The 15,132-nt window shown below is 36.2% G+C and carries 16 protein-coding genes and 1 other RNA gene; 9 read left to right on the forward strand and 8 right to left on the reverse strand.

The window, feature by feature from the left end; genetic code table 11:
* The first annotated feature begins 57 nt into the window (after window positions 1-57).
* Window positions 58-459, forward strand: a transfer-messenger RNA (tmRNA) gene (gene ssrA, locus M0D58_RS08840).
* A gap of 103 nt (window positions 460-562) precedes the next feature.
* Here ssrA and M0D58_RS08845 read toward each other — a convergent pair.
* Entirely contained in the window at window positions 563-1,981 is a 1,419-nt protein-coding gene (locus M0D58_RS08845) for a hypothetical protein (RefSeq protein WP_248388450.1), read from the reverse strand.
* A gap of 447 nt (window positions 1,982-2,428) precedes the next feature.
* On the opposite strand from M0D58_RS08845, the gene M0D58_RS08850 reads away from it, so the two are divergent.
* Complete coding sequence (locus tag M0D58_RS08850) at window positions 2,429-2,839, forward strand: hypothetical protein (protein ID WP_248388454.1); 411 nt, start codon at window positions 2,429-2,431, stop codon at window positions 2,837-2,839.
* A 95-nt stretch (window positions 2,840-2,934) separates the two neighbouring features.
* On the opposite strand, the gene M0D58_RS08855 is transcribed toward M0D58_RS08850, so the two are convergent.
* Complete coding sequence (locus M0D58_RS08855; RefSeq protein WP_248388457.1) at window positions 2,935-3,411, reverse strand: thermonuclease family protein; 477 nt, start codon at window positions 3,409-3,411, stop codon at window positions 2,935-2,937.
* 282 nt (window positions 3,412-3,693) lie between these two features.
* On the opposite strand from M0D58_RS08855, the gene M0D58_RS08860 reads away from it, so the two are divergent.
* Genes M0D58_RS08860 through pyk form a run of 5 tightly spaced genes read left to right on the forward strand, consistent with a single transcriptional unit; the run spans window position 3,694 to window position 7,873 of the window.
* Entirely contained in the window at window positions 3,694-3,933 is a 240-nt protein-coding gene (locus M0D58_RS08860) for an acyl carrier protein (protein WP_002976354.1), read from the forward strand.
* Window positions 3,934-3,968: 35 nt separating this feature from the next.
* Entirely contained in the window at window positions 3,969-5,213 is a 1,245-nt protein-coding gene (fabF, locus tag M0D58_RS08865) for a beta-ketoacyl-ACP synthase II (protein ID WP_029295536.1), read from the forward strand.
* A 9-nt stretch (window positions 5,214-5,222) separates the two neighbouring features.
* Entirely contained in the window at window positions 5,223-5,984 is a 762-nt protein-coding gene (gene rnc, locus M0D58_RS08870) for a ribonuclease III (RefSeq protein WP_248388460.1), read from the forward strand.
* A complete protein-coding gene (locus M0D58_RS08875) occupies window positions 5,962-6,435 on the forward strand; it encodes an IPExxxVDY family protein (RefSeq protein WP_248388463.1) in 474 nt (157 codons plus the stop codon). The genes rnc and M0D58_RS08875 overlap by 23 nt, the downstream gene beginning before the upstream one ends.
* Window positions 6,428-7,873 (forward strand): pyruvate kinase, encoded by a 1,446-nt coding sequence (gene pyk, locus M0D58_RS08880; RefSeq protein WP_248388465.1) that lies wholly within the window; start codon window positions 6,428-6,430, stop codon window positions 7,871-7,873. The genes M0D58_RS08875 and pyk overlap by 8 nt, the downstream gene beginning before the upstream one ends.
* A 53-nt stretch (window positions 7,874-7,926) precedes the next feature.
* Here the strand turns inward: pyk and M0D58_RS08885 are convergent, their stop codons facing one another.
* From M0D58_RS08885 to M0D58_RS08910, 6 genes are all read right to left on the reverse strand, one after another.
* Complete coding sequence (locus M0D58_RS08885) at window positions 7,927-8,493, reverse strand: thioredoxin domain-containing protein (RefSeq protein WP_248388467.1); 567 nt, start codon at window positions 8,491-8,493, stop codon at window positions 7,927-7,929.
* A 51-nt stretch (window positions 8,494-8,544) separates the two neighbouring features.
* The gene (locus tag M0D58_RS08890; RefSeq protein ID WP_248388470.1) at window positions 8,545-9,837 is read right to left on the reverse strand and encodes an NAD-dependent succinate-semialdehyde dehydrogenase; all 1,293 of its coding nucleotides are present in this window, start codon (window positions 9,835-9,837) and stop codon (window positions 8,545-8,547) included.
* A gap of 118 nt (window positions 9,838-9,955) precedes the next feature.
* Entirely contained in the window at window positions 9,956-10,876 is a 921-nt protein-coding gene (hutG, locus tag M0D58_RS08895; protein WP_248388473.1) for a formimidoylglutamase, read from the reverse strand.
* 58 nt (window positions 10,877-10,934) lie between these two features.
* Window positions 10,935-11,246 (reverse strand): GIY-YIG nuclease family protein, encoded by a 312-nt coding sequence (locus tag M0D58_RS08900; protein ID WP_248388476.1) that lies wholly within the window; start codon window positions 11,244-11,246, stop codon window positions 10,935-10,937.
* A gap of 112 nt (window positions 11,247-11,358) precedes the next feature.
* Window positions 11,359-12,594, reverse strand: a complete 1,236-nt coding sequence (gene hutI / locus M0D58_RS08905; RefSeq protein ID WP_248388478.1) for an imidazolonepropionase — start codon at window positions 12,592-12,594, stop codon at window positions 11,359-11,361.
* A gap of 189 nt (window positions 12,595-12,783) precedes the next feature.
* Complete coding sequence (locus tag M0D58_RS08910; protein ID WP_248388481.1) at window positions 12,784-12,939, reverse strand: four helix bundle protein; 156 nt, start codon at window positions 12,937-12,939, stop codon at window positions 12,784-12,786.
* Window positions 12,940-13,126: 187 nt separating this feature from the next.
* On the opposite strand from M0D58_RS08910, the gene ruvB reads away from it, so the two are divergent.
* On the forward strand, window positions 13,127-14,149 hold the full coding sequence (gene ruvB, locus M0D58_RS08915) for a Holliday junction branch migration DNA helicase RuvB (protein WP_248388483.1): 1,023 nt from the start codon (window positions 13,127-13,129) through the stop codon (window positions 14,147-14,149).
* A 110-nt stretch (window positions 14,150-14,259) separates the two neighbouring features.
* Window positions 14,260-15,126 (forward strand): MBL fold metallo-hydrolase, encoded by an 867-nt coding sequence (locus M0D58_RS08920; protein ID WP_248388486.1) that lies wholly within the window; start codon window positions 14,260-14,262, stop codon window positions 15,124-15,126.
* Window positions 15,127-15,132 lie beyond the last annotated feature (6 nt).

Genomic DNA, 15,132 nt, shown 5'->3' on the forward strand with positions numbered 1-15,132 from the left:
TTGGCGTATGTTAATTATATTTGAATAAAAAGCCTTATTTTTGCATACTCTATTCATGGGGTTGACTGGTTTCGACAGCAAGACCAATGGGTAAGTAAGCATGCAGAGAACCGTAGCGCGATCTCTATAAACCCTTGCTACACAATTTTAACTGGCAACGAAGAGTTCGCTCTTGCAGCTTAATATCGAAGTATAGTAGATCAAGCGTTTTCCCGAAGACTTTAGTAGGGAAGCAAGATATTCCACAAATGCTCTGTTCTGCGGCGTTTGATCCTGGGATATAGGAATGCGGAAATAAGGCTTTAGATGCTTCGGCTAAAGCTCGAAAACCTCAGAAGATAAGCTGAATGTTGGGTGTCTGCTCTCTGCATTCAGTCGAAAACCAATAGCAGAATAAGCATGTAGAAAGCTTATGTATTGCTTGTTTGGACGAGGGTTCGAATCCCTCCAACTCCACTTAAAGCCCTGTAAATCAGTGATTTGCAGGGCTTTTATTTAGCAATTTCTAAGTATTTTTTGTAAAATCTATGAGGAGTTAATTGAGATTTTTTTGCTACACAAATTATTGGTCTTTTTCAGCAATAGAAAAGTGATAATAAAATTGAAAATATCTTTTATCTTGAACCAACCTATATCGAGATTCTTTAAAATCCCAAACTCTACCACACCAATGATTGTTTTCGTCAATTTCTGATTCATCAAAGTATCCTCTATCATTATTGTCAGTTCCTAAATAATCAACTATAATTTTAACCATTTCTTTAATTTCTTTATAAAATACTCCTAAGCAATTTGTTGGTAATTCCTTACCAAACATAAGAGTATAAGAATTTTTATCAGTATCTGAATTAAAAATATAAATTCTATTAAAATATCCAAAATAATAGAAATTAGAGAAATGAACATGATAAAAGTTGTTTGGATTACCTGTAACATCATAGAAATTTCCTAATCTTAATGCATCAGTAAACTTATTCCAGCTTGTTGTAAAATCTTTTTTTTCAATATTTTCATGATAAAATTTGATAAATTCCTCAGGTTTTAACACATGAGTGAAAATATCCTTTTTTTGGTAAACAGCTTTAGCTTTCTGATAATTCTTTTTATCATTGGTAATATAAATATCACATGATGAAGCAAATGCAGTATGAAATGCATCTTGAGTAGTATTTTTAAAAGTATTTTTCTCTTTGTCCGTAACTTTTACTTTATCTGAATAAAAACCATGCATATCCAAATTAATATAAGCAGAACTTAAATCATTAAACCATTTAGGAGCATGTTTTTCATCCATATAATCTTTTTCTAATGGGCTTTCAACCCCTAATTTTATATATGTCTCTTTTAAAACTTCAAATGGATTATTATTAGGATCATTAAGCTTTCCTTGATTGATATTTAGGTTTTTAAATGGATTTTTTAAATCTTTATAACCTTCTTTTTCATTAATGTTTTCCAACATTTTTCCCATTGAATCAAAAAAACCTTCCATAGTTGGATTTTCTTTTAAACCTGGAAACATAACATTCATAAAGTCTGCACTTTGAGGGTTCTCGAATGCATCTTTAAAAATATTATCGAGAGGGAATGACTTCAAAGATGTTTTAATAGGATCAATTAATTCGGTATCTTTATCATTATTACTAATTGAGCTGAATATTTTATCAAATGAAAAATCATTCATGAGATTTTTACTATCAATTTCATTCTCAAATAAATGAAAAGGTTCATTATGTTGGATAACTATATCTTTGCCATTATTGAAAATACAAAGGTCTTGTGTTATTTCAGATAGAAATTCCAAATCAGATTGTATTTCTGTATTTACTTTATCATCCGAATAACTTGAGGCAATATCTGAAATATGTGAAGTAGAATAAATAATAATAAATTTTTCTGATTGTCGTATTATTTTTTCTAATTCCTCAAATCTTCCATTTTTGATTCCATTTAGAACATTCCAATCAATATATAGTTTCATTGCTAAAATTATTTTTTCTTTTACTTCACTTAATGATTAATTCCGACATATGATTCATTTGTAATTCTTATATACTATATTTTTAATTAAGACTTTGCATACTGAGTTAAAAGTTCTATTTTACTAATTATTATCTTTTAAAGATACAACATTATTTATCAATATTTTATGGTTTTCCATACATAAAACATAACAACTCAAACCAATGAGACATACTCACAAGAAATAGATATAATTAAAAAATGAAACATATTTGCACTAAATATCCTTAAAAAAATGAAGTTCATCTATTACTTAGTTTACAAATTCATTTATAGAATTCGAATACTTCTACCCTACCCCCTCCGTACAAACACCTAATCCTCCAATTGGTCATTTCCACGCTATCCCGGATGTTTTTTTCTGCGTTACTTTGACATACAAAACAACCTATAAAAAACAAACATCATGGAAGCAAACACAAGCTACAACGCAAATTCTACGGGAGAATTAAAACTAGGAGGAGGTGCTCAATTTTGGGTATACCTTTCACCGCAAAATGACACGGCAAAAATGATCGGACAGTGGAGAGTAACTTTTTCACAAGGAAACTGGAAAGACATGATCTCCAGTGAAAATCCAACCAAGCAACTTCAGACTCCGGGTCTTTCAGGAATTTTTGATATTAAAGTAGAATTGTTAAGCGGTTCTACCGGAACATGGAGAGAAATTCCGGCTCAGGAAGGAAGCAGAAACCAGATCGGATGCAACTCCAACTGCGCTTCTATGGTAGGAATCGTGGCCGACAGCACCCACCCGGCTCCGGGAGCGATCAACGCTCATTTCTGGACCACATGGGACGCATTCTGCAAAGCATAAAAGTTGCTGTCACCTGAAATATTATTTATTTTCACCAATGATTTGGTGGGATGATTTTATCAACATGATACACTCCAGTACATTTGGAGTGTATTTTATTTCGTCTTATTCTTTTTATTTTTCCTGAATTCCCAGGGAGCAATCGCTTTTGTATCACTCCACAAACCCAGTTTCTTCTGCTTTGCTTCATCCTGGAGCTTTTGCAGTTCCGTATTTTTAGAAGCCTTAAAATACCACCACCCGAATCCAGCTTTCACAATTTCCCTCGACAAATATTTGTCCCCGTCATAGAAAACACCGGCAACACTTCTTCCATACCGGTCCTTCCCTATTTTGTAAAAGACAACCGTTTTTCCGAAAACCTGATTGGCGGTAAATTGTCTGGCATTGCTCCCGAAGGCCTGTCCGTTTTCCGGGCAGTCGACTTCCGCGAGTCTTAAGGTTTGCTGGGTTTTATCAGCCAATAAAACCACTACTGTATCACCATCTTTTATTTTGATAACCTTTCCTTTGATTTGCGCCGATAGAGATCCCGCAACGAATAAGGATATACCGTAAATAATTTTTATCATTAAATGTAGAATGAGGCGCAAAACTAGTAATAATGTGCTTACATTTTAAAAACAGATTGCTTATTAATTGAAATTTCCAAGAAAATTCCCATGAAGATAACGGCAATTTTTTATACTTAAATAACATCACGAAACAACAAAATCTAAAGCTCTGAAAACTAAAAGACTAACGCGCAACACAACAAAATACATCCCTATGCACCACAAAAAGCATGAAAAAAATGTTTTATCGTAAAGAATTTTATATATTTGCACCATCTAACAATTAAAAAAAAATTTACTATGTCAGACATTGCATCAAGAGTAAAAGCTATCATCGCTGATAAGCTTGACGTTGAAGAAACAGAAGTAACTCCTGAAGCTAGCTTCACTAACGATTTAGGAGCTGATTCATTGGATACAGTTGAACTAATCATGGAGTTTGAAAAAGAATTCAACATTCAAATCCCTGATGATCAGGCTGAAAAAATTACTACTGTAGGACACGCTATCGCTTATATCGAAGAAGTAGTAAATAAATAATATTCTTCAACAAAAAAGAAAATTAAACTAAGTTTATGGAATTAAAAAGAGTAGTTGTAACCGGTTTTGGAGCAATAACACCGATTGGAAATAATGCAAAAGAATACTGGGAAAATCTTGTGAAAGGTGAGAGCGGTGCCGCTCCGATTACTCTTTTTGATGCCACAAACTTTAAAACAAAATTCGCCTGCGAAGTAAAAAATTTCGATCCGCTGCAACATTTCGATAAGAAAGAAGCCAAAAAGATGGATAGAAATACACAACTCGGGCTGGTAGCTGCAAGAGAAGCAGTACAACATTCAAGAATTATTGAAGACAGCGTAGACAAAAACAGAGTCGGCGTGATCTGGGGTTCCGGAATCGGAGGTCTGGAAACATTTGAAACCGAAGTTTTAGGATGGGCCAACACGGAAATTCCGAGATTCAACCCTTTCTTTATTCCTAAAATGATCGCAGATATCACACCAGGACATATCTCCATTGAGTACGGTTTCCACGGTCCCAATTACACTACAGTCTCTGCGTGTGCCTCATCGGCCAATGCTTTAATTGATTCTAAAATGCTGATCCAGCTTGGTAAAGCAGACGTTATTGTTTGTGGTGGCTCAGAAGCAGCCGTTACGGCAAGCGGCGTCGGCGGATTCAATGCAATGATGGCATTATCTACAAGAAACGATGATCCTAAAACAGCTTCAAGACCTTTTGACAAAGACAGAGATGGCTTTGTACTGGGTGAAGGTGCGGGATGTATTATTCTTGAAGAATATGAACACGCTGTAAAACGTGGTGCAACAATTTATGCAGAATTAAAAGGCGGGGGTCTGAGTGCAGATGCACATCACATGACCGCACCGCATCCTGAAGGATTAGGCGCTTATCTGGTAATGAAAAATTGCCTGGAAGATGCAGGGCTAACTGCTGATGAAGTAGATCATATCAATATGCACGGTACTTCTACTCCATTAGGAGACATCGCAGAATCCAATGCTATTTCAAAGTTATTGGGAGAGCATGCTTTTGACATTCAGATTAATTCTACAAAATCAATGACCGGCCACCTGTTGGGTGCTGCAGGAGTTATTGAAGCTATTGCTGCGTTGGGAACGATTATTCATGGTATTGTTCCTCCTACCATCAACCATTTTACGGATGATGAAAATATCGACAGCAGACTGAATTTCACATTCAACGAAGCTGCGAAGAAAGATGTAAAAGTAGCCATGAGCAATACTTTTGGATTTGGCGGGCACAATGCCTGCGTTCTATTTAAGAAAATCTAAATTTACTGAATGGAGTTACAGAAATACTTTTCTAAATTCCTTCTCAAAAAAAGAAAAAGAAAATTAACGGAGAGAGACTATTTTCTCAGTATCGAATTAAATAAAATTCTGGGTACTGAGGTGCAAAATGTTGCTCTTTACCGCGAAGCTTTTTCTTTGAAAAACTCTTCTAAAAATAAAGACAGCAATTATGAAAGGCTGGAATTTTTAGGAGATTCTGTTTTGGGCACAATCATTTCATGCCACTTGTTTCAGACGTATCCTCAGGCTAATGAAGGCTACCTGACCCAAATGAAATCCAAGATTGTGAATAGGAAAAATCTTAATAAATTAGGAGAAGACCTAAAACTTACCGACCTTTTGCAAAAGCAGACTTCTGTAGCATTAGGTGAAAACATTTCCGGAAATTTATTTGAGGCTCTCATCGGTGCCGTTTACCTGGATTTTCAGTATGAAATATGCAGGAAGATCATTTTGGAAAGGCTTCTTACGCCCACTGAAATGAATAAGCTTGAAAATAAAATTGTAAGCTATAAAGGCCTTCTGCTCGAATGGAGCCAAAAGAAAAAATTAAATATAAAGTACGAAACCTGTGAAGAGATACAGGTGAACAAGTCGATTGTTTTTCGCTGCCACGTGTGGCTGGGTGAAGAAAAAATTGCCAACGCTACCGAAACTTCCAAGAAAAAGGCGGAAGAAAAAGCAGCACAAAGAGCATTTTATATTTTAAACAAAAAAGAAAACATACTTGGAAATTCAAAAGCTTTATGATCTCGATGAAACAGAATTTGAAGATGTTACCATAGGATTGGTAAGATTAGCCAAAAATGTACCCGATCATGAGTTTTTCTTTACAGTAAATCAAAAGAACGATCTTAATTTTAAACGGATTGATGACCTCATCTATCACGGATCATATTATGATTACTTTTTTCCAAGATTTGAAGCATATCATAAGTATACAAAAACATGCTTCACTTTCATCTCCAACCGATGTTCGGAAAGTAAACAAAAAAAATTACAGACCGAGCTCTTTACAGGAGAAGAAAATATTAAATTTTTATTAAATAATCAGGTAGAAGTACAATATATTTTGCATAGTTCGGAACAGTTTCCTGATTTTTCCGTAATTTTGCTCCCTGAAAATCTTGTGTTTCCTATTCAAGATTATACACTAGGTTCTGAAGAAGAACTTTATCAAATTATCCAGTATTATGAATAAGTATTTAAAGAAGACAAAAATTATCGCAACACTTGGTCCGGCTTCATCGTCGAAGGAAGTAATGTTAGGGTTAATGAAAGCAGGTGTTGACATTTTCAGAATCAATTTTTCACACGCAGATTACGACTTAGTTCGTTCAAATATTGAAATCATCCGAACGCTTAATAAAGAGTACGGATTCTCTGTTGGTATTTTAGGAGACCTTCAGGGCCCGAAACTGAGAGTTGGGGTGGTAAAGGAAGGTTCTTACCTTAATCCCGGCGATATTCTTACCTTCACCAATGAAAAGATTGAGGGGGACTCTACAAAAGTTTATATGACTTATCAGCAGTTTCCTCAGGATGTAAAGGTTGGGGAAAGAATCCTGATCGATGACGGTAAACTGGTTTTGGAAGTTATGGAAACCAACCTTATCGATACTGTAAAGGCTAAAACAATACAGGGTGGACCTTTAAGCTCCAAAAAAGGGGTTAACCTACCGAATACGAACGTTTCTCTTCCTGCATTAACGGAAAAGGATATTCAGGATGCCAATTTCATGCTGGATCAGGATGTAGACTGGATCGCATTATCTTTCGTACGTCATGCACAGGACATTATTGACCTGAAAGAGTTGATTGCAAAACACCCGAACGGAAAATTCAAAACTCCGATTATTGCTAAAATTGAGAAACCGGAAGGCGTTAAAAATATCGATGAAATCTTATTGGAATGCGACGGTTTAATGGTTGCCCGTGGAGACCTAGGGGTTGAAGTTCCGATGGAAGAGGTTCCGGCCATCCAGAAGACTCTGGTAGAAAAAGCAAGATTCTACTCAAAGCCTGTTATTATTGCCACACAGATGATGGAAACAATGATCAACAGCCTTACGCCAACAAGAGCGGAGGTAAACGACGTTGCCAACTCTGTATTGGACGGTGCCGATGCAGTGATGCTTTCAGGAGAAACTTCCGTAGGAAGATACCCGGTGCAGGTTGTGGAAAACATGACCAAAATTGTAAAAAATATTGAAACTACACACTTTTATCAGCATAAAAACGAGCCGATAGAAAAAGATTTCAACTGTATTGATGAGCGGTTCATCACCAACAGAGTTTGTCTTGCAGCGGTAAGAATTGCAAAAACAACGAACGTTTCTGCCATCGTTACTTTAACGAGTTCAGGATATACGGCGTTTCAGCTTTCGGCACACAGACCAAATTCTCACATCATCGTTTACAGCGGAAACAAAAGAGTAATCACCATGCTGAACCTTCTTTGGGGAGTTCATGCCTATTACTATGATATGAAGAAATCTACTGATGAAACGATTATCCAGGTAAATATGCTAACGCATAATTATGGGTATATTGAAGCCGGAGATTTTGTAATCAACATCAATGCAACTCCATCTTATGAAGGTGGAAAAACAAATACATTGAGATTGACTACCGTTTAATGAAAACTCGGTTCACATAAAATAAACTCCCGAATAATCGGGAGTTTTTTGTTTTATTTCTTTTCTAATAATGGCAAAACGATTCTTTTTATCGTGGAACTATCGTCTTTCCATTCAGGATATTCTTTATTATCTTTCCAGGAAGTGACCAATTGTACTTCTCCTGAGGTGTTTAAAACAATATACTTAGACATATCCGTCACCAACTCAGACTGACTCGGGGTAATTTCTTTCAGAAAATCCTTATACTTTCTTCCGTTCTTTTTCTCTTTATCTTTAAGAACTACAATTTTTGCATTAGGATAGCCTTCTAAAACATAATCAACGGCTAATTTTGTCATGTTACTGCCTTCGTTATCTATTAACAATACATAAGAATCAACACTATAGAACTCCTCTATCTTCTTAAAGTTTGGAAGATGATAAAGACAAGGAGTACACCAGCGGGCAAATGTAAAAAAAATAGTATTCCTTTTATCGGAATTTTTTGCTAAGCATTTTACATCTTCAGCATTAACTTTATAAATATTAAATTCCGATTTCTGTAAACCACATTTTTCTTCTTGGGCTAATATATTTTGTAAGAATAATATTCCTATAAGAATACTAAGTTTTTTCATAGTTATTACTTTTCTTCAAAACTAATAAAATCCGATTTAAAACTTACCTAATTACTGACCTAAAATCGTTTTCACATTAACAAATTCCTTTAAAGCCAATAAGGAAAGTTCGGTTCCATATCCGGAAGACTTAGTACCTCCAAAAGGAAAACGAGGATCAGAACTTGTCATTCTGTTGATATTTACCGTTCCTGATTCTAAATTTTCAATAAAAAATAATTGCCGGTCTTTATCTTTTGTCCAGACAGAATTTGAAAGTCCGAAAGGAATATCATTGGCCAACTGTAATGCTTCCTCATCATTTTTGGCAGTCATTACCATTCCCAACGGTCCAAATAACTCTTCCTGCAGGATCGGGTTACCTTCTTTTACCCTTATTAAACCAGGCTTGAATTCGTTATCAGAAATTCTTTCCAGCGGGAGAATAATTTCAGCACCATTTTCCAATGCCTTACGGAATTGATTCTCTAAGTCATCTGCAAGATCAGGCCTCGCCATTCCTGCAATTTTCGTTTCCTTATCCATGGGATCGGCAGGAACATATTTTTTATACTCTTCGATAAATTTTGGAAGAAAAACATCCTCTATTTTTTCATCAATGATAAATCTTTTTGCCGCTACGCATGTTTGCCCGCAATTCTGAAGTCTCGCCAAAGCCCCTACTTTAGCCGCTTCATCCAGATCAGCATCATCCAAAACAATAAATGCATCGCTGCCGCCTAATTCCAGTAAGGATTTTTTAATATTCTGTCCGGCAATGGAGGCTACTTCTGCTCCTGCTTTTTCGCTTCCTGTAAGACTTACCCCGGAAATAATTTTATGCTCAAGAACCTCTTTTACATCTTTATGCCCAATCTCAAGATTCTGGAAAACGCCTTCAGGAAAACCAGCTTCGATAAAAACTTTTTCAATAGCATTCCCACTGCCAAAGCAGATGGATGCGTGTTTTAATACAACAGTATTTCCTGCCAGAATAGCAGGAACAGCAAATCTCAGAACCTGCCAGAAAGGAAAATTCCATGGCATAACTCCCAGGATCACACCTTTAGGGACATAATGAATTTCGGAATAAGAATATTCTGACTGTATTTTTTCAGGTTGTAAAATGTTTTCGGCATCTGCATAATAATTCATCATTAAGGCGCACTTCTCTACTTCAGCAATAGCCTGGGAAATCGGCTTGTTCATTTCCGAAGTTATGATGGTACCGAATTCTTCAGATCTTGTTTTTAAAATTTCAGCTGCTTTGGCAATGAGTTTCTGCCGGTGGTCGAATGGAATTTTCTTCCATTCTGAAAATGCCTTATCTGCCTTGATAAGTTTATTTTCGATTAATTGTTCCATAAATAATCTCTGTTTTAAATTCAAAATGAATTTATTATTGCTTTAAAAGCATGATGAAAGGAGCAAAATATATTCCTTAAGTTTTAGTAAAATAATGATTCTCTCTATCAGATTGATGCTAAATCATAAACCATTCGTTAACAAGTGTTGCCGCAAGTCTTACCGTTCTGTCCTGGATATCATACAGCGGATTAACTTCTGCCACGTCCAGCGCTACAAGCTTTTCACTTTTTAAAATATGCTTATAAAGATGCATAAATGCAGCATCTGCAAAGATTCCGTTATATGCAGAAGCAGAAACTCCGGGAGCTATTGACGCATTGAAAACATCCATACAGATCGTAAGATAAAGATAGTCTACACTTTCTGCCAAATCATTAATTCTCTGGTAAACAGACGGCAGGTTTTCAAAGAAGATTTCATCTGCTAATATGTATTTCATTCCGTATTGGTGAGCCGTATCAAATAATTTAAGCGTATTGGAATTCCTTTGGATCCCGATGTGTAAAGAACTGATGGGACCTTCCTGTGCAATCTGCCAAAATCCTGTACCTGAACTTGCTCCTACCCCATTTTCAGGCTCGCGGTTATCAAAGTGGGCATCAATATTAATAATTCCTATTTTTTGTTCCGGAAATGCGGTCTTTAAACCAAGGTAATGTGCATAGGTAACCTCATGTCCACCACCAAGAACAACAGATCTCCCGTTTTTAAGCAATACTTTAGATACATTCTTTGCAAGGTTATTCTGGGCATCTTCCAGGTTATGCCCATCACACATAATATTTCCGAAATCCAGTAAGGTAAAATCAGGCCGGATAACCGGAAAATTTGCCATATTTTTCCTGATAATATCCGGTGCATCTTTTGCACCTTGTCTTCCTTTATTTCTGAGAACACCTTCATCCACAGCAAAACCGTGTAAAACGAAATCCTTCGTTGAAATAAGATCATAGTTCTTTTCCTCTCTAACTCTCTGAAATATTCTGTGGAAAAGCAAATCTTCTCCGTCTAATCTTCCGTGCCAAATATTGTTCATCTTCAATAATTTATTTGTGTGTGGTTCGTATTTGTCATGCTGTAAGCATCTCAGCCAATTATTCAAAAAGATAATTAAGAAAATCTAAATTAGGATTTGTGGTTCTTATTAATTCAAGTTTTTTATTCCTTTTTAAAAGTTTGATTTCTTTTTCTCTTTCAATAGCTTGTTGTATCCAGCCAAAGCTTTCATAATAAATTAAGAAACAAGTATTATACCTTGAAGTAAAACTATTCGGATTAACTTTATGTACATGCTGAAATAATCTTTGATGTAAATTTCCTGTAACTCCTGTGTATAAAACGGTTCTGCTTTTATTGGTTAAGATATAAACATAAAATTTATAAATTCCTTCATTCAATTCGAACATTATTTTTTATCATCTGTGTTATGATTGTGTCTGGATGCTTTCAGCATGACAATATGCGCAGAGCAAAAACGCAAGATTGTCTCATGCTGAGAACACCTAAGCATATTCTTTATTATAATAAATTATTAATTTTCATTCCATCAACATAAACATTATCCGCTTTTAAACTCCCCTGATTATATAAAACATTCTGGAAATTATTCGTTTTGAAAGTTACAAAATCTGCTTTTATTCCAGGTTCAAGTTTTCCTCTGTCTTCCAGTCCGAGCGCAAAAGCCGAGCGGAAAGTAATTCCGGCTAAAACTTCAGCGGTAGTCAGTTTTTCAAAAGTTGCTAAAATCGATGCCTGTGTAATGAGATTACCCATTGGTGCGGAACCGGGATTCCAGTCGCTGGCAATGGCCAAGATAGCTCCTGCATCCAAAAGTTTTCTGGCAGGCGTAAATTTTTCTCCCAGTCCCAGACTTGCACCCGGTAAAGCAGTTGCAACCGTTTCCGATTGTGCTAAAAATTCAATATCTTCATCAACAGTTGCTTCCAGATGATCTGCAGATTTTGCACCCACCTCTACTGCAATCCTTGAACTTCCCGGTGTAAACTGGTCTGCATGAACGGTAATATCAAAACCTAAATCTTTAGTTTTAAGTAAAAACACTTTACTTTCTTCCGGCTGGAACGCTGACTTTTCAATAAAAATATCTACACGTTTCGCCAGATTCTCTTCTTTTACTTTAGGCAATATTTCTGTTAAAATATATTGTAAATATTCCTGATTGCTCCCTCCAAAATCACGTGGTTTTAAATGAGCTGAAAGACACGTAGGAATGAGCGTTGCTTTGGTTTGCTGCTGCGCTTTTTTTATAATTCGTAACATCTTGAGCTCATTTTCAACATCGAGCCCATATCCGCTTTTTATTTCGATTGTGGTAATACCAAGGGCTAATAAAAAATCAATCCTCTGTAATAATGTCTGTAATAGTTCTTCTTCAGAAGCATTTCTCGTATGCTGAACCGAACTCCAGATTCCACCTCCGCTTTCTGCAATTTCGAGATATGTTTTCCCTGCGTTGCGCATTGCAAAATCATTAGCACGATTGCCCCCGAAACAGATATGGGTATGAGAATCCGTAAATGCCGGCAATACAATTTGTTCCCCTTCTATTTTTTCAATTTCCATATTAGGGTTTTCGGATTGTAAAGTTTCAAAATTTCCAATCTGCCGGATTTTATTATGACTGACTATAATTCCGCCATCTTCAATAATTTCAAGCTGCTCATCGGATATTTTTCCTCTTAAAGGAAGGTTGGCAAGTGTTACGATTTGTTTAAAAGGACCAATTAGTTTCATTAACATTAAGTTTAGGCTGAGGCTTAGATTAAGGTTTAATGGCACTTAAACGATTTGTGATTTTATTTAAATCGTGTAAAACTTCACCAATCAAATTCTGTATTCCAAACTCTCCTGTTCTGAAAAATATTTTACTCTGTTTCCGTATATTACATGGTTTTTTGTTTCAAATGCAGATCTCTGGAAATATCATAAAACCTGCTTTGGCTTTTGAAGTTCTTCTGCCAAACCTTCCGCTATATTTGAAGAAATATTTTCGGCAGATTTTCTTAATTGTGAAATTAGTGCGTATCTTCTTTTGGGTAAATCCCCTGATAGATTGAAACACTTTTCAGCAATATCCATTGCCTTTTGCCATACGGGCATCAGTAAAATCTTTTATCATTTGTTATTAATTATTTTTCCTCTCAAAATTACTTAAAATAAATTAATATGATAACTTGTAAAACGATATACATTTATCTTAATCTTAACCTCAATCTTTATTCTTAACCTCAATTTTCCTATCTTTACAGTAAATGAAACTGAATTAATGCCAGACTTTTTACATCCGGATAAAGACAACTATTCCCGTGAAGAACTTGCACAGGAAGAACAGATCCGCCCGCAGAGTTTTAAAGATTTTGCAGGGCAGAGAAAAACACTGGAAAATCTCGAGGTTTTTGTAACTGCTGCCAAAAAACGTGGCGGAGCATTAGACCATGTACTACTTCATGGCCCGCCAGGACTTGGTAAAACGACACTGGCCAATATTATTGCCAATGAGCTTGGAGTAAACTGCAAAATTACTTCCGGCCCCGTGCTGGATAAACCAGGGAGTCTTGCCGGGCTGCTGACCAATCTTGAAGAAAATGACGTCCTTTTTATTGATGAAATTCATCGCTTGTCTCCTGTTGTAGAAGAATATCTTTATTCTGCAATGGAAGACTATAAAATTGATATTATGCTGGAAACCGGACCGAATGCGAGAAGTGTTCAGATTGGTTTAAATCCTTTTACCTTAGTAGGTGCCACCACAAGAAGCGGAATGCTTACCAAACCGATGCTTGCAAGATTTGGGATTCAAAGCAGGCTGGAATATTATACCATAGAGCTTTTGTCGATGATTATTCAGAGAAGTTCCAGGGTTTTAGGAGTAAAAATCTATGAAGATGCAGCCATTGAAATTGCACGCAGAAGCCGTGGAACCCCGAGAATTGCCAATGCTCTTTTGAGAAGGGTTCGTGATTTTGCAGAAATCAAAGGAAATGGGGAAATTGAAATCAACATTACCAAATATGCACTTGATTCCCTAAACGTAGATGAATTTGGGCTTGACGAGATGGATAACAAGATCATGCGGGTAATGATTGAAAATTTTAAGGGAAAACCCGTAGGCATTTCTGCACTGGCAACGTCCATCGGGGAAAATCCTGAAACGCTGGAAGAAGTGTATGAGCCTTTTTTAATTCAGGAAGGTTTTATCATCAGAACGCCGAGAGGACGTGAAGTAACCGATAAAGCCTATAAACACTTAAATATTTCCAGATCAAAAAATCCGGGAGAACTTTTTTAAGTGCACATGCTATGACATATTTATGCGTCAACAAAAAATTACTAAATTATTTTTCAGGTTGGCGTGAAAATCTTATTTTTCAGAAATAAACAAACATTATAAATCTTAATATGAAACTATATCCAATACAGTGCGGAAAATTTAAACTGGATGGCGGCGCCATGTTCGGAGTCGTCCCGAAGAGTCTGTGGGAAAAAACCAATCCTGCAGACGAAAGAAACCTGATTGAGCTGGGAACCCGTTCCCTTCTTGTTGAAGACGGCAAAAAGCTGATTTTAATAGATTGCGGACTGGGAAACAAGCAGGATGAAAAATTCTTCAGTCATTATTCTCTTTGGGGAGATGATACTTTAGATAAAAATTTAAAGAAATATGGTTTTGTAAGAGAAGACATTACGGATGTATTCCTTACGCATCTTCACTTCGATCATTGCGGTGGTGCTATTGAATGGAATGATGACAAAACAGGATACCGCCCGGCTTTCAAAAACGCACAGTTCTGGACCAATGAAAACCACTGGAAATGGGCAACGGAGCCTAATGCAAGAGAGAAAGCGAGTTTTTTAAAGGAAAATATCATTCCGATTCAGGAAAGCGGGCAGCTTAATTTTTTACCTCTTCCTACCACCGGAAATTACGGTTTCGCACCGGATCTTAAAATGGATGTTATTTTTGTTGATGGCCACACTGAAAAACAGATGCTTCCCGTGATTCAATATCAGGAAAAAACCATTGTTTTTGCAGCAGATCTTATCCCGACCGCAGGGCACATCAACCAGGTATATGTAATGGGATATGATACCAGACCTCTTCTTACTCTTGAAGAAAAGGGAAAATTCTTAAAACAGTGCGTGGATAATGAGTACTTGTTGTTTTTTGAGCACGATGCCCACAACGAACTTGCCAGTCTTAAGATGACGGAAAAGGGTGTAAGACTTGATGAGACATTTAGTTTTAATGATGTTTTCGGATATTAATTCAAA

The sequence above is a fragment of the Chryseobacterium nepalense genome (assembly GCF_023195755.1).
GTDB classification, from domain to species: domain Bacteria; phylum Bacteroidota; class Bacteroidia; order Flavobacteriales; family Weeksellaceae; genus Chryseobacterium; species Chryseobacterium nepalense.